Source organism: Paraburkholderia fungorum (assembly GCF_900099835.1).
GTDB lineage: Bacteria > Pseudomonadota > Gammaproteobacteria > Burkholderiales > Burkholderiaceae > Paraburkholderia > Paraburkholderia fungorum_A.
This window is the reverse complement of the sequence record NZ_FNKP01000002.1, coordinates 1018744-1043279: the sequence shown is the minus strand read 5'-3', so window position 1 is coordinate 1043279 and position 24536 is coordinate 1018744. Positions and strand designations below refer to the sequence as shown.

Annotated in this window: 22 protein-coding genes; 9 read left to right on the top strand and 13 right to left on the bottom strand. The window is 61.2% G+C overall.

The window, feature by feature from the left end; translation table 11 throughout:
• Positions 1–182: 182 nt before the first annotated feature.
• On the bottom strand, positions 183–1190 hold the full coding sequence (locus BLS41_RS20695; RefSeq protein ID WP_074768198.1) for a sterol desaturase family protein: 1008 nt from the start codon (positions 1188–1190) through the stop codon (positions 183–185).
• 93 nt (positions 1191–1283) lie between these two features.
• The gene (locus tag BLS41_RS20690) at positions 1284–2234 is read right to left on the bottom strand and encodes a YVTN family beta-propeller repeat protein (RefSeq protein ID WP_253189802.1); all 951 of its coding nucleotides are present in this window, start codon (positions 2232–2234) and stop codon (positions 1284–1286) included.
• A gap of 107 nt (positions 2235–2341) precedes the next feature.
• Here BLS41_RS20690 and BLS41_RS38515 point away from each other — a divergent pair, with 107 nt between their 5' ends.
• Entirely contained in the window at positions 2342–2626 is a 285-nt protein-coding gene (locus tag BLS41_RS38515) for a hypothetical protein (RefSeq protein WP_143026329.1), read from the top strand.
• 155 nt (positions 2627–2781) lie between these two features.
• Here the strand turns inward: BLS41_RS38515 and BLS41_RS20685 are convergent, their stop codons facing one another.
• The gene (locus tag BLS41_RS20685) at positions 2782–3714 is read right to left on the bottom strand and encodes a 2-hydroxyacid dehydrogenase (protein ID WP_074768194.1); all 933 of its coding nucleotides are present in this window, start codon (positions 3712–3714) and stop codon (positions 2782–2784) included.
• A gap of 321 nt (positions 3715–4035) precedes the next feature.
• Between BLS41_RS20685 and BLS41_RS20680 the strand changes: the two genes are divergently transcribed.
• Positions 4036–5547 (top strand): sensor domain-containing diguanylate cyclase, encoded by a 1512-nt coding sequence (locus BLS41_RS20680; protein ID WP_074768192.1) that lies wholly within the window; start codon positions 4036–4038, stop codon positions 5545–5547.
• Positions 5548–5575: 28 nt separating this feature from the next.
• Here the strand turns inward: BLS41_RS20680 and BLS41_RS20675 are convergent, their stop codons facing one another.
• Entirely contained in the window at positions 5576–5887 is a 312-nt protein-coding gene (locus tag BLS41_RS20675; RefSeq protein WP_074768190.1) for a putative quinol monooxygenase, read from the bottom strand.
• 234 nt (positions 5888–6121) lie between these two features.
• A complete protein-coding gene (locus BLS41_RS20670; protein WP_074771079.1) occupies positions 6122–7090 on the bottom strand; it encodes an AraC family transcriptional regulator in 969 nt (322 codons plus the stop codon).
• A gap of 332 nt (positions 7091–7422) precedes the next feature.
• On the opposite strand from BLS41_RS20670, the gene BLS41_RS20665 reads away from it, so the two are divergent.
• Entirely contained in the window at positions 7423–8475 is a 1053-nt protein-coding gene (locus BLS41_RS20665) for an NAD(P)-dependent alcohol dehydrogenase (RefSeq protein WP_074768188.1), read from the top strand.
• A gap of 791 nt (positions 8476–9266) precedes the next feature.
• Positions 9267–10223, top strand: a complete 957-nt coding sequence (locus BLS41_RS20660; protein ID WP_074768186.1) for a LysR family transcriptional regulator — start codon at positions 9267–9269, stop codon at positions 10221–10223.
• Positions 10224–10284: 61 nt separating this feature from the next.
• Here the strand turns inward: BLS41_RS20660 and BLS41_RS20655 are convergent, their stop codons facing one another.
• Complete coding sequence (locus BLS41_RS20655; protein WP_436972014.1) at positions 10285–11388, bottom strand: nucleoside hydrolase; 1104 nt, start codon at positions 11386–11388, stop codon at positions 10285–10287.
• A 321-nt stretch (positions 11389–11709) separates the two neighbouring features.
• The gene (gene zwf / locus BLS41_RS20650) at positions 11710–13194 is read right to left on the bottom strand and encodes a glucose-6-phosphate dehydrogenase (RefSeq protein ID WP_074768182.1); all 1485 of its coding nucleotides are present in this window, start codon (positions 13192–13194) and stop codon (positions 11710–11712) included.
• A 20-nt stretch (positions 13195–13214) separates the two neighbouring features.
• On the opposite strand from zwf, the gene BLS41_RS20645 reads away from it, so the two are divergent.
• The gene (locus tag BLS41_RS20645) at positions 13215–13478 is read left to right on the top strand and encodes a hypothetical protein (protein ID WP_074768180.1); all 264 of its coding nucleotides are present in this window, start codon (positions 13215–13217) and stop codon (positions 13476–13478) included.
• 51 nt (positions 13479–13529) lie between these two features.
• On the opposite strand, the gene BLS41_RS20640 is transcribed toward BLS41_RS20645, so the two are convergent.
• The 3 genes from BLS41_RS20640 to BLS41_RS20630 form a co-directional block, all read right to left on the bottom strand.
• Positions 13530–13793 carry a hypothetical protein gene (locus BLS41_RS20640; RefSeq protein WP_074768178.1) on the bottom strand — a complete coding sequence of 88 codons (264 nt, stop codon included), beginning with the start codon at positions 13791–13793 and terminating at the stop codon, positions 13530–13532.
• A 74-nt stretch (positions 13794–13867) separates the two neighbouring features.
• Positions 13868–14500, bottom strand: a complete 633-nt coding sequence (locus BLS41_RS20635; RefSeq protein ID WP_074768176.1) for a C39 family peptidase — start codon at positions 14498–14500, stop codon at positions 13868–13870.
• Positions 14501–14551: 51 nt separating this feature from the next.
• Positions 14552–15892, bottom strand: a complete 1341-nt coding sequence (locus tag BLS41_RS20630; RefSeq protein ID WP_074768174.1) for an NAD(P)/FAD-dependent oxidoreductase — start codon at positions 15890–15892, stop codon at positions 14552–14554.
• Between the two features lie 318 nt (positions 15893–16210).
• Here BLS41_RS20630 and BLS41_RS20625 point away from each other — a divergent pair, with 318 nt between their 5' ends.
• The 3 genes from BLS41_RS20625 (at position 16211) to BLS41_RS20615 (ending at position 18991) form a co-directional block, all read left to right on the top strand.
• Positions 16211–16465: a helix-turn-helix domain-containing protein gene (locus tag BLS41_RS20625; protein ID WP_074768172.1), complete on the top strand. Its 255-nt coding sequence runs from the start codon at positions 16211–16213 to the stop codon at positions 16463–16465.
• Between the two features lie 2 nt (positions 16466–16467).
• On the top strand, positions 16468–17811 hold the full coding sequence (locus tag BLS41_RS20620; RefSeq protein WP_074768170.1) for a type II toxin-antitoxin system HipA family toxin: 1344 nt from the start codon (positions 16468–16470) through the stop codon (positions 17809–17811).
• 325 nt (positions 17812–18136) lie between these two features.
• On the top strand, positions 18137–18991 hold the full coding sequence (locus tag BLS41_RS20615) for a helix-turn-helix domain-containing protein (protein WP_074768168.1): 855 nt from the start codon (positions 18137–18139) through the stop codon (positions 18989–18991).
• A 130-nt stretch (positions 18992–19121) separates the two neighbouring features.
• On the opposite strand, the gene BLS41_RS20610 is transcribed toward BLS41_RS20615, so the two are convergent.
• Together BLS41_RS20610 and BLS41_RS20605 are read right to left on the bottom strand one after the other, a co-directional pair.
• The gene (locus BLS41_RS20610; RefSeq protein ID WP_074768166.1) at positions 19122–20975 is read right to left on the bottom strand and encodes an ATP-binding response regulator; all 1854 of its coding nucleotides are present in this window, start codon (positions 20973–20975) and stop codon (positions 19122–19124) included.
• Complete coding sequence (locus tag BLS41_RS20605; protein ID WP_074771078.1) at positions 20945–21511, bottom strand: putative pterin-binding protein; 567 nt, start codon at positions 21509–21511, stop codon at positions 20945–20947. Before BLS41_RS20605 ends, BLS41_RS20610 begins: the two co-directional genes overlap by 31 nt.
• Before the next feature lie 342 nt (positions 21512–21853).
• Between BLS41_RS20605 and BLS41_RS20595 the strand changes: the two genes are divergently transcribed.
• Complete coding sequence (locus BLS41_RS20595) at positions 21854–22801, top strand: phosphoribosyltransferase (RefSeq protein WP_074768162.1); 948 nt, start codon at positions 21854–21856, stop codon at positions 22799–22801.
• 15 nt (positions 22802–22816) lie between these two features.
• Here BLS41_RS20595 and BLS41_RS20590 read toward each other — a convergent pair whose 3' ends face one another.
• Complete coding sequence (locus BLS41_RS20590) at positions 22817–24523, bottom strand: ATP-binding domain-containing protein (protein ID WP_074768160.1); 1707 nt, start codon at positions 24521–24523, stop codon at positions 22817–22819.
• Between the last annotated feature and the right edge of the window lie 13 nt (positions 24524–24536).

The following is a 24536-nucleotide window of genomic DNA, read 5'->3' as shown; positions in this document are numbered from 1 at the left end:
CGGGAAAGTCTCAACTTGTGCGTCATTCTTTGGTGAAAGTCTCATCTTATGACGTCGGCTGGTTCCAGATTACAGTGGCAAGAACAATCGTAAGAGATTGATTTTATTAATTTTAATGTTTTACCTTGTCGATCAACCCACAGTTCCGCCGCTTTGACTAACACGCGGCGGAACAATCAAAGTCACTCCGCCGCGCTACCCGCGTAATTCCGCTGCCCACGCAGACGCTTCACGATCCGTCCCAACGCTCGCCACTGCTGCGAGATCAGACCATCGCCGTATGAACGACCCGAGCCGTGCGGCGCGGGTAGCTGATCGCGAATCCCGGTCGGCTCGACCGCGCGGTTCCACGATGCCGTGCGGAAAATCATGTCCCACCACGGAAACAGCACGCCGAAGTTGCAGCCATAAGCGGTGCCTTCATGCCCATACCCGATCGCATGATGACGGCGATGGAAAATCGGGCTGACGATCAGACGCTCCAGCAGCCATCCATACGGCAAACGCGCATTGACGTGCTGGATGCTCTGCATGAAATTGCTGACGGCAATCAACACGACGAACTGGTTCGGCTGCACACCGATAAACAGCGAGATCGACGCGAAAAACGCGGCCTGGATGATGTCGTCGAGAAAATGATTACGGTCGTCGGCCCACAGCGACATCTGCTGCTGGCTGTGATGCACCGCGTGCAATTCCCACCACACGCCGAAGCGATGTTGCCAGCGGTGATACCAGTAGCCCGCGAAATCGAGCAGCACGAGGTAGATCACGAACGACACGAACGGCTGATCGGTCACGCCCGGCCAGAGGCTGTCGATATCGATATTCGGTATGCCGTGAATCGCGATCAGACTCTGCCAATGATCGAACAGCGGCTGCAACATGAAGAAAAACGCAATGTTGATGATGCCGAGCTTCGCGATCCACGTGTAAATCACATCCGCGCGCAACGCCTTGCGGTTTTGCCACTGCTCGACGGGCCGCAGTGCTTCGAGCGGACGCAACGCGAGATACGTCACGCCAATTTCGAGCACGCCGACGATCACCCAGTACAGCGCGTCATAGGTGTCTTCGTCGTAGCCCATCAGGCCAAAGCGATAGAAGAACGGTTGCACGACATCGACGTACAACAGCGTCTGCAAAGCGGACACCATGTTGTCGAGTTGCGCGACGATTTCATGAAACATCAAAAAAAGCCTCGTGTTTTACCGGTTCTGCGATTGCCTGTTGAGCAGCAGTTTCAAAACGGATAACGCCGATTGAGCCGATTGCGCCGTCAATCAGTCAGGATTCGGCGCAATAACGGGTGCACGGTTGTCGAAAAAGATACCGTGCGGCGAGCGGCCAACAGCAATCGTATCGACCAGCTTGTGGGTCGTCATATCGATCACGCCGACATGCCGCGCGAAGCGGAAACCCACCCACAGGTAGCGCTTGTCCGGTGTCAGTTCCATGTCGTCCGGTCCGGGCATCAGGCCGGTGATGTCGCCGGTATTCGTAAGCGTCGTGTAGTCGATGATGCTGATCGTGCTGTCCACGCGGTTCGATACCACGACATGCTTGCCGTCGTCGAGATTGCGGAAGTTGTGCGCGCCGCGCCCCGTATGGATCTTCTTGACGATCTGCTGCTTGCGCCAGTCCACCACGGTCACGTCGTCCTCGCCGGTCATGCCGACCAGCAGGTAGTGGTCGCCAGGCGTCATCCACAAGCCTGCGGGCTCGTTGCCTACGTGCATTTTCCACAGCACGGTTTGCGTCGGCAGATCGATCGCGGCGAGTTCGCCGGAGTCCTGCAGCGTGACGAACACCGTACGGTTATCGGAGGCGAACGTCATGTGGCTCGGCGTTTTCGCAAGTTCGATGTGCTTCGCCAGCGTCATATTCGCGCCGTCATAGCGATAGATATCGACGCGGTCCATGCGCAACGCAGCCGTGACGAACCACTTGTGATCCGGCGAGAAACCGAGTTGATACGGGTCCTCGATATCCGGCACCGTGCGTTGCACCTTGCCGCTGTGCGGGTCGACGAACATCAGGTTGTTCGACACCGAATCGGCGACGATCAGCGAATTGCCGTCGGGCGTGATCATCAGGTGATGCGGTTCCTTGCCGGTCGGCTCCGTGCCGACCACCTTGTGCGTGACAGGGTCGATCAGCGTGAGTTGCGCTTCACCTGAATCGAGCACGATCACGCGGTCGGCGGCATAGGCGCCATTCGTGATGGCCAGCATGCCGCATAGCGATGCAGCGAGCGCTCCGATCCTTGTAATGGAAACGATAGAAAATGGCATGGGGATCGTATTCACGCGGAAGAAAACAGAAGTGGAATGTAATGAACATGTCGGACATTCGTCGGATAACCGCCGTTGTCGAGACCATCACACTCTCTAACGTTTATACCGACGTTACCGATGACAAAAAACGCGCGCCGGAGGCAGAAATTGCCGCGACAAACCGGCAGCGGCAAAGTGCGTGTTTTTTGTGCGCGAAAGACGGCGTTCAATATACCGGCGGCGTCTTACAGGAGGCGTACGCACCTGAAATTTGCGCTAAGAATTCGCAAGATTTAAAGTCGCGCCGACGATGCAACGTGCCGCGATATTCGGCCGTACTGGTCGGGTAACGTTGCGCGCGATTTAGTTAGGAATACGGAACTGATGCCGATCTGATGCGTGAACTATCGCGCGCTCCGATTTGACCACCGGGTCAAGCGCCGATCAGACATTCCGCAGCCGCGCCCAGGCGGGCGCGGCTATAAGAGAAGCGAGATGCCCCGCGTCAAATCGGCGTCAACACCGGCTCGCCTGCAAAGTGCCGCTTCGCGTTGTTCAGAAAGTTATCGACCGATGCCGTGATTGCTTCCGGCGAGCGCCCGGCCAGATGCGGTGTCAACACGACATTGCGCAAGGCCAGCAGCGCTTGCGGCGGATTCGGCTCGCCCTCGTACACATCGAGACCCGCGCCGGCAATCGTCCCGCTAGTCAGCGCCTGCGCGAGCGCGGCGGTATCGACCACACTGCCCCGCGACACGTTGACGACAAACCCTTGCGGACCCAGCGCCTCCAGCACCTTCGCGTCGATCAGATGATGCGTGCCCGCACCGCCCGGCGTCGCCACCACCAGAAAGTCGCTCCACTGCGCGAGCGCTGTCACGCTGTCGAAGTAGCGCAGCGGCGACCCTTCGCGCGGCTGGCGATTGTGATAGCCGATTTCCATGTCGAACCCGGCACCGCGCCGCGCCACCTTCTCGCCGATATTGCCCAGCCCGAGAATGCCCAGCCGCTTGCCGGAAATGTTCGGGCGCAACGGCAGTTCGTCGCGCCAGACGCCATCGCGCGTGGCCCGATCGAGATAAGGCATGTCGCGCACCACCGCGAGCAGCAACGCGAACGCGTGATCGGCGACGCAACTGTCGTTGGTGCCCGCACCGTTGATGAGCACGATTCCGCGCGAACGGGCGTGGTCGACGGGAAGGTTTTCGTAGCCCGCGCCGATCGCGCTGAGCAGTTCGACCTGCGGCAACTGGTCGATTTCCGCAGCGGTGACGCCGGTCCCGCCGTTGGTCAGCACCGCGCGGATCGTGGCGCCGTGGTCGGCAATCGCGGCGGCGCGCCGGTCGGTGTCGGGGGCATAAATGACGTCGAAGTCCGCGCCGATTTTGGCGAGACTCTCGTCGTTCAGATGGATCAGGACCAGCAGGGATGGCTTCATGACGGCGCTTTTTCTTGACTGCGTTGATGGACGAAATCCGGGACGGCCGAGTTTAACAAGGCTCCTGAAGGCTTGCTGGCCGCCTGGGTCGCAACGCGCGGTTTTCGGCACCCGTCGAGATGGTTTGAAGCGGACGGGGCCGCTTTAGAACCAACCCTCGGCTCGACAACCCTTACGAGCCTCAAATCCGTTGAACCCCGGCCGTTATTCCGTTGAGAGAACGTTGAGAGAAACCGAGCAAAATCATGCACTCCACGCGTTTCTTTTCGTTGAACGCCCAAGCCGCCTTAAAATAGCCGCAATTCCGCTTACGAGAACCCCATGCTGGATATCCTTGCACGCGGCTCCACGCCCGACGATGGCGCCCCGAAGAACGTCTCCACCGGAGACGACTCCGAGATGTTCGAACTCGCGCCGGTCTCGCTGTGGCTCGAAGATTTCAGCGCTGTACGCGCATTGTTCGACGGATGGCGAGCCGACGGCGTGACCGATCTGCGCGCCCATTTCGCCGCCGACCCGGAGCGGGTTGCCGAATGCGCGCACAGCATCCGCGTGATCAAGGTCAACCAGAAGACGCTGACTCAGTTCGAAGCCGCCGACTTCGACGCGCTGACCGGCAATCTCGCGTCGGTGTTCCGCGACGACATGCTGCAGACCCATCTCGAAGAGCTTTGCCAGTTGTGGGAAGGCAAATCGCAGTTCACGAGCCACACGGTCAACTACACGCTGGGCGGCCGGCGCCTCGACGTGCTGCTCAAGGGCGTGGTGTTGCCGGGCCACGAAGGCAACTGGGACCGCGTGCTGGTGTCGGTTGAAGACATTACGGAACTCGAAGGCGCACGGCACCGCGTGACGCTCGCGGAACAGTACGTGCGCGGTTTGTTCGAACACTCGCCGGTGTCGCTGTGGGTCGAGGATTTCAGTGCGGTCAAACGTCTGCTCGACGATGCGCGCGCGGCCGGCATCAACGACTTCCGCGTGTTTACCGACGTGCACCCGGAGTTTGTCGAACGCTGCATGCAGGAGATTCACGTGCTCGACGTGAACCAGCACACACTCGACATGTTCGCCGCCAAAGACAAAAAAACGCTATTGGCGCACCTGCCGAGCGTATTTCGGGACGACATGCGTCCGCATTTTCGCGAGCAGCTGATCGACCTGTGGGACAACAAGCTGTTCCAGCAGCGCGAAGTGCTCAACTATTCGCTCGACGGCAGCGAGGTCCACGTTCACCTGCAATTCTCGGTGCTGCCGGGGCATGAACAGAGTTGGGACCTGGTGCTGGTCGCACTCACGGACATCACCGCGCGCAAGAAGGCCGAAGCCTACCTGGAATTCCTCGGCAAACACGACGTGCTGACCAAGCTGCGCAACCGCTCTTTTTACGTCGACGAACTGAACCGGCTCGAACGCAAAGGTCCGTGGCCGGTGACGATCATCATGGCGGACCTGAACGGTCTGAAACGCGTGAACGATCAGCTCGGCCACGCCGCCGGCGACGCGCTGCTGCGGCGTGCCGGCGAAGTGCTCGCGAAGGCGATGGAAGCGCCGTTCCACGCGGCGCGGATCGGCGGAGACGAATTTGCGATCCTGATGCCGGACACCGACGAACGCGGCGGCGCGGCGATGATCGACTCGATCCGCCAACTGGTGGAAATGAACAACCAGTTCTATCCGGGCTCGCCGCTGAGCTTCTCGATGGGCGCGGCGACCTGTCAGCGCGGCGACAGGCTCGAAGCGGGCGTGCAGCGCGCCGATCTGCTGATGTATGAAGAGAAACGCCTGCACTATGCGAACCAGCCGTCGACGAACGCCGGCGACAGTTCGAAGTAGAAAGCGGATTCGAAGCAGGTCCGCCCGCTCAGTTCCCCGACCCCGGCAATTTGGCGGCCAGCAGATCGACCTTCGTGATGCTCGGCGGCGACGCCAGCAGCTCGCCGGCCTTCGCCATCAACGCGGCCGCGACTTTGCCGTTCAGATGTGCGTCACGGCCGGCTTCGTCGGGAAAGGCGTCGAAAATACCGAACGTGGACGGCCCCATCTTCAACGCGAACCAGGCAGTCGTCGCGGGCTCGTCTTCGACGAGCGGCAGGCCGCTGAGCAGAAAAGCCTCGACGTCCTTTTCCTTGCCGGGCTTCGCTTCGAGATGCACGTACAACGCGAGTTTGACCATGACGCGGCTCCTGAGGTGAGACGAAGGGAATGGGTCCGCCTTGCTGTTTTTTTCAGGTTATATGCAACGCGGGACACGCCGGCAAACGCTGGTCTGCCGTCAAAAAAGTATAGGCCCGCGTTGGACAGAACACGGGCAACTTCATAACGAAGGGCACACGTCTGAAGCAGGTTTGATGCTCGAGGGCCGTACACATCCTGCACCCGCACACGCCCCCTCTTTCGCCGAGCGCCTTCAAACCGCAGTCACATAGCGCGCAACCGGCTTCACCACGCGCGGCGGCGGCGCATCGTAGACCGTGCGCATGCGTTTGACTTCATCCACCGGACTCAGACCGAACAGACGCTTGAACTCGCGGCTGAATTGCGACGCGCTCTCATAACCGACCCGCGCCGCTGCCGCACCCGCGTTCAGACCATCCTGCACCATCAACAAACGCGCGTGATGCAGGCGCGTGGTCTTCACGTATTGCATCGGCGAAGTCGCGGTCACGGCCTTGAATTGCGCATGGAACACGGCGAGGCTCATGCCGGCTTCGGAAGCAAGCGTATCGACATCGAGCTGCCCGTGATAGTCGGCGTGAATGCGGCGCAGCGCCTTCGCGATGCGGCCAAAATGATTCTGATGCGTGAGCGCCGCGCGAATCGCGTCGCCCTGCTCGCCCGTCAGCACGCGATAACAGATTTCCCGCACCACCCCCGGCGCGAGAATGCGTGCATCGAGCGGCGATGCCAACGCTTCCATCAGACGCTGCACTGCGCTGCTGAGCGCCGGGTCGAGCGGCGTCGAATAGATGCCGACCGGCTCGTTCTGCGTCGCGCCCTGCGATTCGTTGAGCGCCATCAACAACTCGGCCACCATCGTCAGATCGACGCGCACCGAGATCGCCAGAAACGGTTCTTCGGGGCTCGCCTCGGTTTCGCATTCGAACGGCAGCGGCACCGACAGCACGAGATATTGTTGCGCGTCATACTGGAACGTCTGATCGCCGAGAAAACCGCGCTTGCGGCCCTGGCAGACGATCACGATGCTCGGCTCGTACATCACCGGCATGCGCGGCATCGGCGTGTTGGCGCGCATCAGACTGACGCCCTCCAGGCTCGACCGTGTAAAGCCCGGCGTGGGCGCGAGCAGGTCGAATAATTCGACCAGACGCTGCTGCGCGGAATCGGCGTTGACGGGTGCTGCGGAATGGGTTGACATGACGGTATGGTGACCAGCAAGAGAATAATGCTTGAAATTTAGCATCAAACAACCTACAGCGCTTCTCGCCAGGAGTTTTAGGCAAATCTTCAAGACATTCAGGTATTCCCGGAGTCGCGACCCGATCCTATTATGGGAACCCTGCCGGATCAATCTTTCCGCGCTGCGCCGGGCCCGGCTGTCAATTCACGCTTCGGCGAATTCGTCAGCCACCGTCTGCGCCGTGATCCCGGTTCATGTCGAGGCCGGCGTCCGCATCGCGTGTTTTTCTCTCTGCGTTTGCCGATTGCCCGGACCTCGCGCCATCTTCATCTTCTTTGCTGGAGCTACCCATGAGCACGACTTATGCCTATGCAGCGACCGACGCTACCGCGCCGCTCGCCCCGTTCGAAATCCAGCGTCGCGAACTGCGCGCCCATGACGTGCAGATGGAAGTCCTGTTTTGCGGCGTGTGCCATTCCGATCTGCATCAGGCGCGCAATGAGTGGAAAAACACTGTGTTTCCGGTGGTGCCGGGCCACGAGATCGTCGGCCGCGTGACCGCTGTCGGGCCGGACGTGACAAAGTACAAGGCAGGCGATCTGGTGGGCGTCGGCTGTCTGGTCGATTCGTGCCGCACGTGTGCGAGTTGCAAGGAAGATCTCGAACAGTATTGCGAAAACGGTTTTGTCGGCACGTATAACGGCGTCGACAAGGTCGATGGTCAGATCACTTTCGGTGGCTATTCGACGCAACTGGTCGTCGACGAAGAATTCACGTTGCGTGTGCCGGAGAATCTCGACCCGGCGGGCGCCGCTCCGCTGTTGTGCGCGGGCATTACCACGTATTCGCCGCTGCGCACGTGGGGTGCGGGTCCTGGCAAGAAGGTCGGCATTGTCGGCCTCGGCGGCCTCGGTCATATGGGCGTGAAGCTGGCTCGCGCAATGGGCGCGCATGTCGTGCTGTTCACGACGTCGCCGTCGAAGATCGAAGACGCGAAGCGGCTTGGCGCGCACGAAGTGGTTATTTCGAAGAATGCCGCCGAGATGGAAGCGCATGCGAACAGCTTCGATCTGATCGTCAATACGGTGGCTGCGCAGCACGATCTGAATCCGTTTTTGACGCTACTCAAGCGTGATGGAACGATGACGCTGGTCGGTGCGCCGGAGCACGATCATCCGTCGCCGCAGGTTTTCAATCTGATCATGAAGCGTCGCCGTCTGGCTGGCTCGCTGATTGGCGGCATTGCCGAGACGCAGGAAATGCTGGATTTCTGCGGTGAACATGGAATTACTTCGGATGTCGAGGTGATTCCGATGCAGGGGATCAATGAGGCTTATGAACGGATGCTGAAGAGTGATGTCAAGTATCGGTTTGTGATTGATCTGGATTCTTTGCGGAAGTGATGTAGAGGTTTGGGTTTGGGCCTGCGCGGCGGCGGTTTTTTGTTGGCCCGCTGCTGCGTGGGGCTGTTTTTTGTTTTTCGCTTTTTTGGTTGTGCTTTTTGCGTGTTGGCCTTTCCTTGAAGTCACGGTGGTCTATTAGCACTGCCCCTGTGCGGGGCGGCACTCACTTTCTTTGCCGCCGCAAAGAAAGTAAGCAAAGAAAGCGGGCTCACACCGCTAACCATTAAGCGGGTCCCCTGGCTTGGAGGGGGTAGTGGTACATCTGGAATCCGTGCACTCGCACATTCCGCTTTAGTGACACAGCCATCATTCCCTCCCACTCCGCACTGCGTGCGTCGCGGACGGGTTTGCGTGGGAAACCGGTCGAGTTTCCGCGTAGCGAAGCTGGTGGTCGCCTTCAAAACCGAAGAATAAAAAATGCGTAAGAACCAGTCCCTGGTTCCTGGCGCTCGAAGTTCCGTTCGAATTGAAATAAGGCATCTGCGCCCCGCGAATTACGCGTCGGCGCGCGAAGCGCCGCCGGAAGAATGACTGCTTTGTCACGAACGCGGAGTGTGCGGGAGCACAGATTCCAGATGCACCACTGCCCCCTCCAAGCCAGGGGACCCGCTTAATGGTTAGCGGTGTGAGCCCGCTTTCTTTGCTTACTTTCTTTGCGGCGGCAAAGAAAGTAAGTGCCGCCCCGCACAGGGGCAACGCTAATAGACCACCGTGAATTCAAGGAAAGGCCAACAACAACAAACCCGAAACCCCGCTGCAAAAAAAGCAAAACCCCAAAACCGGAGCAACCAATGATCGACAGAATAACCGCCATGCGCACATTCATCCGAATCGTGGACACCAACAGCTTCACCCGCGCAGCGGAGTCCCTAAACATCCCGCGAGCGACGGCGACCACGATCGTCCAGAACCTGGAAGCCCTGCTGGGCACAGCATTACTCGCCCGCACAACGCGACGTTTAAGCGTCACACCAGAAGGTGCCGCCTACTACGAACGCTGTGCGCAGATCCTCGCGGACATCGACGATATGGAAGCAAGCATCCGTCACGCAACGGATAATCTCACGGGTCGCCTGCGCATCGAAATACCGGGCGCGGTGGCAAGCGCAATCGTGCTGCCGGCACTGGACGACTTCCACGCGCGCTATCCGAACCTGGATCTGGCAATCGGCATCAGCAATCGCACGGTCGATCTGATCTCCGAAGCAATCGACTGCAGTATCCAGCTCGGCGAATTGCCCGACTCGAATCTCGTGGCGCGACAGCTAGGCACGCTCGAACACGTGACCTGCGCAAGTCCCGCGTACCTGGCGCGGCAAGGCACACCTGTCGATATCGACGATCTGCGCGGACACGTAGCGGTCAATTGCATGTCGCCGCATAACGGCCGCGAAGTGGATTTCGATTTCGAAGTGGACGGAGAAGCACAAAGCGTCAAGGTAAAAGGCTTCGTGAAGGTCAGCGACGAACAGGCGTATCTCACCTGCGGATTGCAAGGCCTCGGCCTCATCCAACCCGCGCGGATCGCAGCCCAGCCCTACCTCGACTCGGGATTACTGCGCGAAGTTCTGCCGCAATGGAAACCCGTGCCGATGCCGGTCTCGGTCGCGTATGTGAAGAACCGCCGGGTCTCGCCGCGCGTGCGGGCTTTCGTCGACTGGCTCGCGGAGTTGTTTGAAAAGGCGGAACACGTCGATCAGGATCTCACGCGCGTGCGCCAGTTGTTGCGCGGCCTGCATCCCGCCTGAGGCGGGTTAACTAAGGTTTCAATGCAGGCACGCGCCGCACGAACTCACGCGGCTCAGCGCATCAATTCGATAATTTGACCGGCACCGGCCGCGTCAGCAGATCAACGTAGAAATCGAAAAAGGCTGGATTGTCGAAGCGTTTGACGATCGTCATCTTCTGCAAACCCGCCGGCGGCGAACTCGTATAACCCGTTGCCTTGCCGTCATTGGCGCCAAAACTCGTATCCACGTCCACCCACTCGTCGACCGTCTGCGTCGCGAACGAAGGATGCATCAGATAAGCGAGCGTCAGTGTGTCCCAGATATTCGTCGTGTAGTCCGGATTGGTTTCGAAACCATTCTTGCCGTCGAAACCATAGCCGTTCAACGTCTTGAACAATTGCGTGATGATGGTCTGCTTCGCCGGATCATGCGCAACCCGGTCGTAAAGCGCCTTGTCCATTTTGACGGTGTCCGTCACGTCGAGCGGCACGACCACCTGTTTGATCGGCAGATGCAATACCGTCTTTGCTGCCTCCGGGTCGAACCACCAGTTGAATTCGGCAGTCGGCGTCGTGTTGCCAGGTACGTCGATCGCGCCGCCCATGTAGATGATCTGCTTGATCAACGGCACGATCTCGGGATGCTGACGTGTTGCGAGTGCAATGTTGGTCAGCGGGCCGATGGCCAGGATCGTCACTTCGCCGGGATATTGCTTGACCGAATCGACAATGAAATCGACCGCGCTTTTGCCTTGCACTTTGGTGTGCGTCGCGAAACCGTCGGGCGGCGCAACGAGGTCGCTGTCGGATGCCGGCTCGGGCGTACTCCACGCACCGAGATAACCGTCACCACCGGGGAATTGTTTCAGTTCGGCCTGAATCGTCGCGAAGTCATGCGATAAAGCGTAATTGGCGCCCGCATAAACGCCGATCTGATTTTCCACACCGAGCCGTTCGACGGATTTCAGTGCATCCGCGACGCCCTGTTTCAGCCATTGATTACCGGACACGACCGTAATACCGAGTACTTTCAGCGAGCCTTGTGCCTGTAATTGCGCGGCCATGACGCCGAGCTGGCCGTCGTCGCTCAGCGTGTTGTAATCGCTGTCGATAATTACTTTGGGTGCGTTATCAGGTGCGTTGAGTTCATTGCCGCCGCACGCTGAGATACTTATAACGGTCATTACGCTTGCTACACAGGTGAGTGCCAGGAAAACTCGTCTCACTGATGTCTCCTTTTTATCGTGTCGTGTCACGCCGCAGTGCCATGCGGGTAAGGAAAATCATCATAGACGTAAACTTGATGAAATCAAATCGTCATGGTCGTTGAGTTATTGATGAGATCAGAATAACGATGACGCAAACGCGCCGCCCAATACCAGGGATGACTAATGAACGATGCGTAACGGGACAAAAATAATGAGAACAGCCAAAGACTCGCGCCAACAACCGCGCAATAAAAGCGCGCCGCCAGAATAGCGGCGCGCGAGATCAAACCTTCACACTTACTGCGATTCTTCCGCCCACACGGCGTTCTTCTCGCGAGCCATCAGCGCCGTCGACGCCGCAGGCCCGAACGTCCCCGCCGTATAACCGCGCGGCCGTTCGCCCGACTTGGCCCAGCCTTCCAGAATCGGTTCGGCCCATGCCCATGCGGCTTCCAGTTCGTCGCGGCGCATGAAGTGAGTGAGGCGTCCGCGAATCACGTCGATCAGCAAACGCTCGTACGCTTCCGCGCGACGCTCGGTGAACGCCTGCTGCAAATCCAGATTCAGGCTCACCGGCAGCATATGCATGCCGCTGCCCGGCTCCTTCGCGAGCATCTGCAACTGGATCGATTCTTCCGGCTGCAGCTGGATCACGAGTTTGTTGCCATAGTTGCGGCCACCGCTCGGAATGATCGAGAACGGCAACTCGGAGAACTCGATGACGATCTCCGACACCTTCTTCTGCATCCGCTTGCCGGTGCGCAGGAAAAACGGCACGTTGGCCCAGCGCCAGTTGTTGATATGTGCGCGCAACGCGACGAAGGTTTCGGCACGGCTGCCGGCCGGCACGTTGTCTTCTTCGAGGTAGCCTTTCACCGCCTCGCCGTCGACCGCGCCTGCGGTGTACTGACCGCGCACGGTATCGCGCGAAATATCTTCGGCAGTCATCGGACGCAGCGAGCGCAGCACCTTCAGCTTTTCATCGCGGACCGCATCCGGGTCGAGCGACACGGGCGGCTCCATTGCGACGATGCACAGCAGTTGCAGCAGGTGGTTCTGCACCATGTCGCGCAGCGCGCCGGTCTTGTCGTAGAAACCCGCGCGGCTGCCCACGCCGACCGTTTCCGCGACCGTGATCTGCACGCTCTTGATATACGGAGCCTGCCACAGCGGCCCGAAAATCGGATTGCCGAAGCGCAGCACCATCAGGTTCTGCACGGTTTCCTTGCCGAGGTAGTGGTCGATCCGGTAAATCTGCGCTTCGTTGAAGTGCTTGCCGACCGCTGTGTTGATTTCCTGCGCGGACGCCAGATCGTGACCGAGCGGCTTCTCGAGCACGACGCGCGAATTCTCGTCGACCAGCCCCGCCGACGAAAGGTTGTCGCAGATATTCGTGAACAGATCCGGTGACGTCGCGAGATAGAACACGCGGCGCACGCCTTCGCGCGACACTTCTTTCAGGCGCTGGTAGTCGTCGATCGAATCGACGTCCATCCGCACGTATTCGAACAGCGCCATGAATTTGTCCCATGCAGCAGCATCGAACGCTTTCTTTTCGATGAAGGGCTTGGCCTTCGCTTCCATGAATTCGTTGATGTATTCGTCACGCGACCACGGCTTGCGGCCAATCGTGAGAATGCGGGTGTCCGGCGGCAGGTTGCAATGCAGATGCGCCATGTAGAGCGCGGGCAGCAGCTTGCGAAACGACAGGTCGCCGGTGCCGCCGAAAATGATCATGTCGAGCGGCAAATCGGGAGTGGCAGAAGCGTGTTGGGTCGTCATAGCGCGGTCGCAGCGTCGTGATGAAGAAGGCGTCGGTCAAAGGACAGAAAAAGTCTGGCGCGGTAGCCGCACAAAAAGCTGCAAATAACGGCATCCGGCACCGGCACTTTTTTCTGGCAAACGCCTATGGTGCAACTTTTTGGGATTGTTTGCACGGCAACATGTGCCTCAGGTTGGCGCAATTTGCCAACCTGGCGGACAGGCGGTTGTTTTTAAGGCATTTTTTAAGGCGCGCGGAGAATGAAATTCAGCTGACTAATGTGTGCGTGCGGTCTGCCCACTGATCCTCACCTTTGGATCTGCGAAGACCGCACGCGGCGCCCCATCCCGAACGCTTATTGCGACGCGCCCTGATCGCCGTTCTTGCCGCCATCCTTCTTGCCGCCCTTGAACATCGCGCGACACGGCGGGCTCAGTTCGTCGAGGTGCTGCTTCATGCAGGCAGTGATCTTCTCTTTGTTCGGGATCTCGGCCGCGCAGAAATGCATCGCGTCGCCGCGACAGGCTTTCGCCTGTTCGTCCTCACTCGCGGCGCTCGCCGGGCTGGCGGCTCCGAGGACGACAAGGCTGGCAGCAAACAGGCAATAGATTCGATTCATGTCAGGTCCGGTATTGCAGATGTCGACGAAATCACATGAGCAGAAAACGGGCCTGAACACTGTGCCTGGCTCGCCTATGCCGACGTCCGCTTCAGCGTCATGCCCCGCCCCGCGTAAAACCTGGCCGCCATGGCAAACGGCAGATACACGTCGGCCTGATGCGGCGCGATGCCCGAAGGATTGTGAAACCACACGCCGTCGCGATCGCGTCCGTGCAGCAGGATCAGATGACCGCCCTGCCGCTGGTTCGGCCGCTCGGGATAACGAATCTCCGCACTCACCGAAATGATAGCCAGGGTATCGGCGTTCAACCGCGCCGCGATCTCTTCGAGCGACACCTGCGGCAGCACCTCGACCTCGATCCCGAACGCGCCGCGCGACCAGTCGGCGAACGGCTGGTAAATCAATCCGTCGACGCCGCCGTCCTCGCGCATCCGGTACACGCCGTGTTGCAGGGCTTCATCGAGTAACGCGGCGCGCGGTGCATGCGCGACACCCCAATAATCGAGCGCGGATTCGAGACATGTCAAACCGCACAGGCGTTTGGCCCAGAAGCGATAGCGCTCCGGGTCGGCGAAACCGCTCCTGCGCCAGTGCGGATCGTCGCACGGATCGCCCTGCCGCTCGACGATATGGCGAACCCACTCGGGGCTGCCCCATTGCGTGTAATACGGTACGCCTGTGTGGCGCAGTGCCGGTTCGTTCATCGATTGCGTTGAGCGTGAATGGCCAAAAATTGCTAATAGATGCTTTTACATTCACAGCATGCTGCGAGGCCGCTGCATCGTGCCGTCGAAGAAACGCTGCAATCGGAACGCGGACAAATCGAGCGAAGGCTTGCCGCCATCGTTCATCTCCGCGAGCAGCTTGCCGACGATCGGCCCCATCGCGAAACCGTGTCCGCAAAAGCCGGTGGCGATCGTCAGCCCGCTGACCTGCGGCGGCGCATCGATCACCGGGATGCCGTCGGGCAGCACGTCGATCAGCCCAGCCCAGGATTCGACCACCTGCGCGTCCTTCAGCGCCGGGAACAACGCGCGCAATTTTTTCAACGCGCTCGGCGCCTGGCTCGCATTCGGCTGCGGATGCGGATCACGCGGATACAGCACGCGCTCGGCTTCGGGCACGCCGCCCGGCAGACGCTCGCGCAGATCGCGCAAACACGCGCCGTTCAGATGGAAACTGAACTTCTCGCGCTGCTTCCACAATTCGGGCAAGAACCACTTGAGCGCGCGGAAATGGCCGAGCGTCATGTCGACGTCGACCTGCATATCGTCGGCAAGGTTGATCGCGCCGTTCGCGCGTTGCCGCACGCCGAGGCCGTGCCCCCAGAACGTGGACGCAGTGATCTGCGGCAGCGGATTGGTGCGCGAACAGGTGCCGCGCACGACCTGCTGCGGCAATTCCAGACCGAGCGTTCTGAGCAGCTTCCAGCTGCTGGCGCCCGCCGCACAGATGAAGCGCGAGGTGCGCACCGTGCCCCGCTCGGTGACCACGCCCGCAATCGCGCCGCCCGCACGCTCGACGCCGACCACGCCGCATCCTTCGAAAAACAATGCGCCGGCCTCGGCGGCGCGCGCGGCGAACGCGGCGGTGGCGCGGCGCGGTTCGGCCTGGCCGTCGCTCGGCGTGTAGAGGCCGCCGAGCGCCGGACCTTGCATGCCGGTCACGACGGCGTCGATCTGCTTGCGATCGAGCGTGCGGGTGTCGAGCCCGTATTGGCGCGCGACGTCCATCCATTGCTGGAACGACGCCCACTCTTCTTCATCGGAAGCCACGTAGAGGCAGCCGCCCTGACGCCACTCCAGATCGAAATTCAGCTCGCTTTCGAGTTCTTTCCAGAGCGGGATGCTCGCCATCATCAGCGGCACTTCGGCGGCTTCGCGGCCCTGCTGACGCACGAAACCCCATGCCCGCGACGACTGCTGGCCGGCAATCCGCGATTTATCGAGCACCACCACCGAGAGGCCGCGGCGCGCAAGATACCAGGCGGCCGCGCAGCCCATGATGCCCGCGCCGGCGATCACGACATCGGCCTGTTTCGGAAACGGTTGATCGGCAGAGGTGAAGTTTGCGTGCAGCGGGTAAGTCGTGGTCATCTGGCGGGGCCGGTTTTAAATGTGGGCGTAATCTTCGCAGGCGAGTCGCTTGTCTGCAATGCCGCCGCACCGGAAGTCTGCGGAGATGGAGAACCTGGCGAGATCGACAACGCCATCGGAACGCGGCAGAGTAACCCGCAAAGCCTTACCAGAAGGGCTTTCGAGTCACGACTAAAATCTCACCCCATTTATTCGTTAAACAGATATTCGTCTTTTATTCGTCTCACAGATATTTAGAAAAATATTCGTGAGACGAATATTTGACAAATATTCGTTTGACGAATAAATTGCATTTATTCGTCTCACGGATAATCCGTCATGCTCCATCTCATCGCCACCCCTAACCAGATCGCCCAGCTGCTCGCCGCGAGCCGCCGGCAAGCCGGTCTCACGCAGGCTGACGCGGCCGCGCGCATCGGCGTCAGTCAGAGCCGCATTTCAGCGCTGGAAACCGACGCCGGTTCGCTCACCGTCGCGCAATTGCTGGCGCTCTCCGGCATCTACGGGCTGCAGTTGCAGGTGCGCGACAAGAGCCAGCCGCAGCCCGACCCGACTCCGCTGATCGAGTGGTGAGCATGGGTCGCCCTACTCATTCGCAGGCGTTGTCGGTGTGGGCCAATGGCGAGCGTGTCGGCGTCTGGCGCCTGCCCGCGCGCGGGCCGATGGAGTTCGCGTACGACCCCGCGTGGGTCGAATCGGCGGCGGGTCGCCCGCTGTCGCTGTCGCTGCCATTCACACCTGGCAACATGGCGCAAAAAGGCCCGCGCGTGCTGAATTACTTCGACAATCTGCTGCCCGACAGCGAGGCGATCCGCAAACGTATCGCCCAGCGCTATCAGACCGACACGCTCGATGCGTTCGACCTGCTGCAGGCCATCGGCCGCGACTGTGTGGGCGCGGTCCAGCTCCTGCCCGAAGACGATGCGCCGGTAGGGGTCGACCGGATCGAAGGTACGCCGCTATCCGACAGCGAGATCGAAGCGATGCTGGCGCGCACGGTCAGCACGCCGCCAATCGGCGCCCACGACGAGCCGGACGACGATTTCCGCATCTCGCTGGCCGGCGCGCAGGAGAAAACCGCGCTGCTGTGGCACGACGGCAAATGGCAGCGCCCGCACGGCGCGACGCCGACCACGCATATTTTCAAGCTGCCGCTGGGGCTGGTCGGCAACAAGCTCGCCGACCTCAGCACGTCGGTGGAAAACGAGTGGCTGTGTCTGCGGATTCTGCGTGCATACGGGTTGCCGGTCGCGAATACGGAAATCATGACGTTCGGCAAGCAGCGCGTGTTGAGCGTCGAACGCTTCGACCGGCAGATGCATTCGAGCGGCCAATGGCTGCTGCGTCTGCCGCAGGAGGACTTCTGCCAGGTGTACGGCGTGCCCTCGCATCGCAAGTATGAAAACGAAGGTGGCCCCGGCGTGCTCGACCTCGCGCGGATTCTTCAGCAATCGGTGACGTCGCGGCAGGACATCGAAACGCTGCTCGCCAGCCAGATTCTGTTCTGGATGCTGGCCGCACCCGACGGCCACGCCAAAAACTTCAGCATCCGCCTGCTGGCGGGCGGCCAATACCGGCTGACGCCGCTTTACGACGTGATGTCGATCTGGCCGGTGGAAGGCAGCGGCCCCAACCAGTGGTCGTGGTTCAAGGCCCGGCTCGCGATGGGCATGTGGTCGCGCAGCAAACACGACGCGTTTCGCGACGTGCAACGGCGCCATTTCAACACGATGGCGCTGAAATGCTCGTACGGCGCGAGCGCGGAACCGTTGATCCAGCGGCTGATCGACGAAACGCCCAAGGTAATCGAGCGGGTATCGGCGGAATTGCCTGAACGGTTTCCAGCGCGGGTCGCCGAGCGGATTTTCAAAGGACTGAAAAACTCGGCCGCCAAGCTCGAAAAAATGCCGCCCGAATGAATCGATCCAATGCGTTCAGGAGTCAAATAGTGCTCAAACAGTCGGCATATCGCGCTCGTACGGCATATTCTTCACAGATGGGACACCGTTAATCGGTAAAATACGCACGATGCCAAATACATAAAAATGCCGGAATTGTCTGTCACGCGTTTTGCCGGGTCGGGCTCAATGGCAATTCGGCAAAAACATAAACCGCGATACTTTTTACGGTACATTTGCTGTCCCCCTGCGTAGCTCATCCATGCGCATTGCTTGTGCGTGGAGAGGCCGCGCCTGCACTATCGCTTCCCCCAGTACCCTTTAAGACGGCGGATTTTCACGCAGTATGACCAACGAAACACTCTCACCTGACGCCATCGCGGTCGCCGAGCGCGTACGCGAATTGATGAGCCGGCATGGAATCGGCAAACGTCAGCAAACCACTGAGCTGTGCCGGATCCTCGATCTGAGTTTTTCACAGGGACACCGCAAGCTGCGCGGCAACAGCCCGTGGACCCTGTCGCAGATCAAAAAGGTCGCCGAGGTGTTCGGCGAACCGGCGGCTCAGCTGTTCGGCGCACAATCGCTCGATCCGGGCATGGTCGGCGCGATCGCGCAGGAAGCCGTGTTCTGCATCGGCGCAATCGAACTGGCGTGCACCGCCTGGGTCGGTGCGGCGCTCGAAGCGGGCAGCCGCCCGGAATTCGTCGCGTATTCGCGGCTCGGCCAATGGCGCGTCGCGCGTCACGACGGCACGCTTTACCAGAGCGCATACGAAGTCCACAAGATCGAGATTTATCCGCGCCGCGCTGAAACCGACAAGCCGACTATTGCCGTGGTCGACGACGATCAGGCCAGCGCCGACAACCTGCGCGACTATCTGGAGCGCAGCGGCTTCGCGGCGGTGGCGATTTACGGGCTGGCGTCGTTTGCCGAGCAACTGCAAACGCAGGTATTCGACGGCATCGTGATCGACTGGCTGTTCGGCGCGCAAACCTCGGCGGCCGCGATTCGCGCGGTGCGAGCGTCGGAAAACCCGGACGCGCCGATCTTCGTGCTGACCGGCGAATTGCTGACCGGCAAGGCCAGCGAATCGGAAATCAGTCAGGTCATCCGCAATTTCGACGTCGCGTGCTATGAAAAGCCCGCGCGCATGGCGATTCTGGTCGCCGATCTGTCCAAACGGTTGAACCGGCCTTGACGCCAGGCCTTGAAGCCCGGTCTTAAAGACAGACATTGAAACGCCGCCGCTAACCCGCCGTGAGTTTCAGCGGCTGAAGGTGTGTGCTCAGGTTGATGCCCGCCTCCATTCCCGCCCTGCCGGCCACGCTTCACACCACATGGCGCGACGCCACCGCACGCTGCAATGCGCTGCGCAGATCCTCGTAATGTACCGGCTTTAATAACGCGTCGAAGAACGGCTGTTCGCCATCTGCTTCTTCTTCCGCCGCCGTCCTCGTCCTCACCTCTGGCGCATACGCGCTGACCACGATCACCGGCACGCCAGCCGACGGCCCGCCACGCTTTTCGAACTCCGCGAGAAAGGTATAACCGTCGCGATCCGGCATGTGCAGGTCGAGCAGCACCACGTCGCAACGGCGCAGGTCGAGCCATGCGAGCGCATCGTCGGCGGTGGCGACGGCGTGCGCGTCGAAATCCATATGCGCGATCATTTCGCTGAGCGATTCGCGGATCAGACGGTTGTCGTCGACGATCAGCACGCACGGTCGCGCGCCGCCGGGGTCGGCCTGCGCGGCGACATCGGCCGGCTCGGCAGCCGCGACCGACGTGACCGGAATCGTCACCGTAAACGTGGTGCCTACGCCGACCGTGCTCGCGACATCGACCGTGCCGCCGAACAGCTTCACCAGCCCCTGCACGATCGTCAGCCCCATTCCCGCGCCTTCGAAACGCCGTGTGCGCGACGAGTCGAGTTGCGTGAACTCCTGGAAAATCAGCGGAATCTGCGCCTGCGCCACGCCCGGCCCGGTATCGCTGACGATAAAAATCAGCACGGCCGGCTGCTGCCGCAACTGCACGCGCACCGCGCCGGTCTCGGTATAGCGGATTGCGTTGGTGACGAGGTTGTTGACGATCTGACGGATCCGATGCGGATCGGAGTCGACCAGCCCGCGCACGCCGGTCGCCTCGCTGTCGAGTTGCAGACCGCGCGCCGCCGCCGACATCGTGTGTTCATCGACAATCGACGCCAGCAGTTCGCGCGGCTCGAAATGCTCGTGACGCAGTTCGAGCTTGCCCGCGCCCAGGCGCGCGTAATCGGTGAGGTCCTTCATTTGCGCTTCGAGATGCCGCGCTGCCGTTTCGAGGCGCAGGATCACCTTGCGGTCGGCCTCGGAGTGATAGTTGAAACCCAGCAATTCAATCGACGACACGATTGCATGCAGCGGCGTGCGTAGTTCGTGACTGATCATGCCGAGAAACGCGTCTTTTGCGAGACTCGCCTCGCGCGCCGCGCGGCTCGCCTGGTGTTCGGCTTCGAGCGCCGCGTGCTGCTGGATCATCAGACGCGTGCGGCGCCGGCCGTTGAGCACCAGCAGCGTGGTCGCCGCTGCCGACAGCAACAGCAGCACCATCCCGCCCACAAACAGCAAGCGGCGCTTGTCGATGAAATCGCGGTTCATCGCTTCGCGGTCGGCGACGTCGGCGAAACGGCGGCTCAGCGCGAGATCGTTGATCTCGGTCCAGTGCGCGCGCAATTGCGCGACGATCCGGCTCGCGCGGCTGCGATCTTTCGGCAACGCGTCGACTTCGGGTTGAAGCGTGTGCAGCAGCGTATCGAGCCGGTGAATTTCGTCGATCTGCCGTTGCAGCAGCGCAAGCTGCGCGGTCAGCCGCTGCGTCGAGCCGGCCATCACACGGAGTTTGGATTGCAGCAGCTGGTAGCGCAGCATCAGCCGCTGGAAGTCGTCGTCAGTGCCCGACTGGTACAGCAGCAACTGGTTTTCAAAGCGCCCGTAGGCAATTTGCAGTTGCGCGGCGTCCCAGTAAAAGCCGTCGTAGGTGCCGGTCAACTGCTCGGTGGCGCGCGGATTCAGCAGGTTTGCGTACAACAGATAGCCAATCGCGCCGGCTGGCGCCGCGAGCGCGGTTAGCCAGATCAGCACATAGAACACCCGGCGCCACGGACGGCGCACTATTTGACGATGAGGGCCTTGATCTGCCATACGAATTTCGAATCGCCCGAGGCGCCCGTGATTTCGTCAGGGAACGCGTCGCGCGGGTAGATAAGGAATAGCGGCCCGAAGTCGCTGACCTTCAGCCGCTGGCCGTTCATGCTGTACGCCACGACCACGCCATAGCGATCGCTGTCGGACACCGGCACGGTGTAGGTGTAATCGTCGAGCGTACGGAACTCGATCTGGGTGCCATAGGCGCCGACCGCCTTCAGAATATCCGCGAGCAGCGGTCCTGTGAAGGTGGAACGCGGAGTCCACGTGGTGGAAGTGGTGATCGAATGCGGCGGCAGCGCGAGCAGTTGCGCTTCCGTGAAATGGTAGGACTGGTGCGCCGCGTCGTTGGTCTTGCTGATCTTGCCCTGCACGTCGAGCGTGAGCGGCGCGTCGGTCTGGGCCTGCGCGATGCCCGACGTGGCCAGTCCGGCCAGTCCGGCCAGCGCGGCCATCAGGCCAATGGCCCAACGCGCCCGGCGCAGCGCGCGATAAATCACATCGGCGGTATTTGCAGCGTGCAACTTCGTCATCAACTCGATCAACCTGGTCATCGCTCTTCTATTCCTTACCTGTTTTGCTGCGCTCGCTCCAGTGCCAAAACGGGCTGTGGCTTCGTCAGCCGTCGTCGTTCCGGTAGCTTGCGCCCTTCGCTATTCGATCTACCTGCGTCTTCGTTCTCCGTCCGGCCGTGACGCCGCTCTTGCGCGACGCCTCTCCGGTGATGCGCGTCACCCCGACGCGCGATCTTTGAACCGCATGCATAATATCGCCAAAATTCCTGGTCTCAAAAACGGCGGCTCGCTGGCCCGCTACGCGCCGTTTCCACGTCACTGACATCTGCCCCGCACGCATCTCGCGACGCCCTACCAGTTATGAACAAGCCGGTTTTGCCCCTCACGTACGAACAACTCGATCACTGGATCGAATCGCTGCAGCCCGCGTTGCTCGCCGAGCACTTCACGATGGCGATCGGCATTCTGCGCGGCGGTGCGCCGCTCGCGCTGATGGTGTCGCACGCGGTCGGCACGCCGGTCGCGTTTTTGCGCTACGACCGCCAGACGCGCACCGTCGCATGGGATTCGACGCTGCCGATGCCGCCCGCGGGGTCGAAAGTGCTGTTGTGCGAGGACATCGCCGGGCGTGGTTTTACGCTGACCGATTGCATCGCGTTTCTTCAGCAGCAGGGGCTCACGGTCAGAACGCTGACCGGCGCCGTCGATGACCTGAGCCGCACACAGCCCGACTATGCGATCGACGCGCGCGGCTATTTCGCGTTGTTTCCGTGGGAGCGCCAGGCGTACACCGAGCGGTATCGCGAAGACTGGGAGCGCGTCGAAGCAGGCGCCGCGCAGGCAATGGCCGACGATCACGACTACGCGACGTACGCGATCGACCTCGACGGCATTCTGCTGCCCGACGTGCCGCTCGCGCGCTACGACGAAGACCTGGCGGCTGCGCTCGCGGAACGCGACGCGCTGTTGCCGTTCGACGAGTTGCCGGACATCGATCTGAAGCGGGTTCGCACAATCATCACGGGGCGGCCGGAACTGGACCGGGCGCGCACGCAGGCGTGGCTCGTGCGGCATGGCTTCGGTCATATGCAACTGGTGATGCGCACGCCCGATGCACACGACGAAAGCGCCGCCGGCGCTGCCGCCCATAAAGCGAGCGCTGCATTGCGCGGCGGTGTCACGCATTTTGTCGAGAGCGATCCGGTGCAGGCGCTGCTGATCGCGCAGCAAGCGCCGTTGCTGCGCGTGATCTGGTGGGATGCGCGCACCCAGACGGGGATGCTGGTCGGGGCGCGGGCCTGGGGCTGAAGAAGGCCGAGCGGACTAAAGCGGCTGACCTTCCCTCAACTCTTTTGTCTCCCTTTGCTCTTTCCCGTCGCGCAGATGCAGATGCCGCGCGGCCCGCTGCGACGCGACGACGATCAGCTTCATCGTTGCTCGCGTCGCGCCGACGAACAGCTTGCGGGCGATCCGCTCGTCGAACGATTCGAAATCGACTTCGGTGAAAATCACGCACGGCGCCGCCTGTCCCTTGAAGCGATAGATCGACTCGAACAGCACGTCCCCTTCGCGGTATTCGGGGTTGCCGAACAGATCGTACTTGCCGGTAAAACTGCGCAGCCGATGCGGCCCGAGATGATCAAGCGCGGTTATCGCCGAGCCTTCGCGGCCGCGAAACGACAGCACCACGATATCCTGCTTGCGAAAGCCGAGCGACAGCGCCTGGGTGATCGCGCGCTTGGTGGCATCGATGCAGGCATCGGCCGGATTTTTTGTTTCGTCGTAGACCGATAGCGAAATATCGGAGCCGTCGAACGGGCTGCCCGACGCCAGCGCCGCCGCGACCGGCACCGATTCGCCGACCACGTCGCGCACATAATCCAGAATGTCTCGCGGACTGCGATAGTTGGTGGTTTCCTTCAGCGTGGTCCAGCCCGGCAGCGTCACCGGTTCGCGCATATACAGATTCTGCAGCGGGTCTTCGAGCCACCACCAGGCCGCGTCCGGCCGCAACAGCCGTTCGAGCGCGGCGACCCACGGCTGCTGAAAATCCTGCCCCTCGTCGACGATCAACACGTCGAATTGCCAACGTGGCTCGATGGGCGTGTCCGCGAAGACCGTTTCCAGTTGATCGAACACGTGACTGGACTGGAAATCGGGCTCGCGGCCCGCGTCGCGCGTGACCCAGTCGCATAGCTGGTGATAGTTTGCGACCTTGGCCTCGGGCGGCGCGACGCGCGCAATGTGATCCGCCAACGGCCGGTTGAAGCACACATACAACGGACGCTGGCCGCGCGCGACGGCGTCCTTCATCACCTGCACGGCGAGTTGGGTTTTGCCGGAGCCGGCCGTGCCGATCACCCGCAAGCGGAACGGCGAGAATTCGAGCCGCCGCGCCCATGTCGCGAGACCGCCTGCCAGGCGCGTGACCAGCGTGCCCGCCTGACCGACCAGCGCGCTTGCGTCCGGCGTGAGCGCGAGTTCGTCGGCGAGAAAATGGTGGATTTTCGACGCGCATGCAAGGCGCGGCTCGTCTTCCGGCAACGCTTCACGAACGATTTGCGCGAGCCGGCCTTTACGGGTGGCATCGACGATGCGCGCCGGATTCACACCCGCGATCGCCGCATCCTTGACGACGTGGTCCGGGCAATACAGCAGTTCCTCGATGAAATAGGTGCCCGCGCCGAACGCCGCGGTAAAGCGCCGGTGCAGCCCCTCGACGGTGTGCGCGAGCGCGATTGCCACGTTGCGCTCGGTCTGAAGATAGACCTTGACGAGCCCCTTGGGCGTTTCCCGCAGAAAACCCGTTTTCTGCTCGACGATCATCACGCGTCCGGCGGGGCTGACGATCACGAAGTCGGCCTCGCCGAACACCGAAAAATTCTGGTTCAGACGCGTCCAGTGGACGCCGTGATAGACCGTGTAATCGGCGGGAAGCGCCTCCTCCAGCAACGCGAGGGTTTCGCGTTCGCGGGACGCTGCGCCGGTGGCGGCGAGGCTCTTCCAGTCGTCGGGGACAATGCGGGCCATGCGGTGCCTCGTC

Coding starts and splice junctions, on each gene's coding strand:
- BLS41_RS20635 (WP_074768176.1), bottom strand. CDS start 14,500: ATGAACGAACCGGCACTGCGCCACACAGGCGTACCGTATTACACGCAA.
- BLS41_RS20625 (WP_074768172.1), top strand. CDS start 16,211: ATGCTCCATCTCATCGCCACCCCTAACCAGATCGCCCAGCTGCTCGCC.
- BLS41_RS20610 (WP_074768166.1), bottom strand. CDS start 20,975: ATGGCAGATCAAGGCCCTCATCGTCAAATAGTGCGCCGTCCGTGGCGC.
- BLS41_RS20590 (WP_074768160.1), bottom strand. CDS start 24,523: ATGGCCCGCATTGTCCCCGACGACTGGAAGAGCCTCGCCGCCACCGGC.
- BLS41_RS20690 (WP_253189802.1), bottom strand. CDS start 2,234: ATGCTGGCCATCACGAATGGCGCCTATGCCGCCGACCGCGTGATCGTG.
- BLS41_RS20660 (WP_074768186.1), top strand. CDS start 9,267: ATGATCGACAGAATAACCGCCATGCGCACATTCATCCGAATCGTGGAC.
- zwf (WP_074768182.1), bottom strand. CDS start 13,194: ATGACGACCCAACACGCTTCTGCCACTCCCGATTTGCCGCTCGACATG.
- BLS41_RS20640 (WP_074768178.1), bottom strand. CDS start 13,793: ATGAATCGAATCTATTGCCTGTTTGCTGCCAGCCTTGTCGTCCTCGGA.
- BLS41_RS20645 (WP_074768180.1), top strand. CDS start 13,215: ATGAAGAAGGCGTCGGTCAAAGGACAGAAAAAGTCTGGCGCGGTAGCC.
- BLS41_RS38515 (WP_143026329.1), top strand. CDS start 2,342: ATGTCGGACATTCGTCGGATAACCGCCGTTGTCGAGACCATCACACTC.
- BLS41_RS20675 (WP_074768190.1), bottom strand. CDS start 5,887: ATGGTCAAACTCGCGTTGTACGTGCATCTCGAAGCGAAGCCCGGCAAG.
- BLS41_RS20680 (WP_074768192.1), top strand. CDS start 4,036: ATGCTGGATATCCTTGCACGCGGCTCCACGCCCGACGATGGCGCCCCG.
- BLS41_RS20685 (WP_074768194.1), bottom strand. CDS start 3,714: ATGAAGCCATCCCTGCTGGTCCTGATCCATCTGAACGACGAGAGTCTC.
- BLS41_RS20655 (WP_436972014.1), bottom strand. CDS start 11,388: ATGACCGTTATAAGTATCTCAGCGTGCGGCGGCAATGAACTCAACGCA.
- BLS41_RS20620 (WP_074768170.1), top strand. CDS start 16,468: ATGGGTCGCCCTACTCATTCGCAGGCGTTGTCGGTGTGGGCCAATGGC.
- BLS41_RS20630 (WP_074768174.1), bottom strand. CDS start 15,892: ATGACCACGACTTACCCGCTGCACGCAAACTTCACCTCTGCCGATCAA.
- BLS41_RS20595 (WP_074768162.1), top strand. CDS start 21,854: ATGAACAAGCCGGTTTTGCCCCTCACGTACGAACAACTCGATCACTGG.
- BLS41_RS20605 (WP_074771078.1), bottom strand. CDS start 21,511: ATGACGAAGTTGCACGCTGCAAATACCGCCGATGTGATTTATCGCGCG.
- BLS41_RS20695 (WP_074768198.1), bottom strand. CDS start 1,190: ATGTTTCATGAAATCGTCGCGCAACTCGACAACATGGTGTCCGCTTTG.
- BLS41_RS20615 (WP_074768168.1), top strand. CDS start 18,137: ATGACCAACGAAACACTCTCACCTGACGCCATCGCGGTCGCCGAGCGC.
- BLS41_RS20665 (WP_074768188.1), top strand. CDS start 7,423: ATGAGCACGACTTATGCCTATGCAGCGACCGACGCTACCGCGCCGCTC.
- BLS41_RS20670 (WP_074771079.1), bottom strand. CDS start 7,090: ATGTCAACCCATTCCGCAGCACCCGTCAACGCCGATTCCGCGCAGCAG.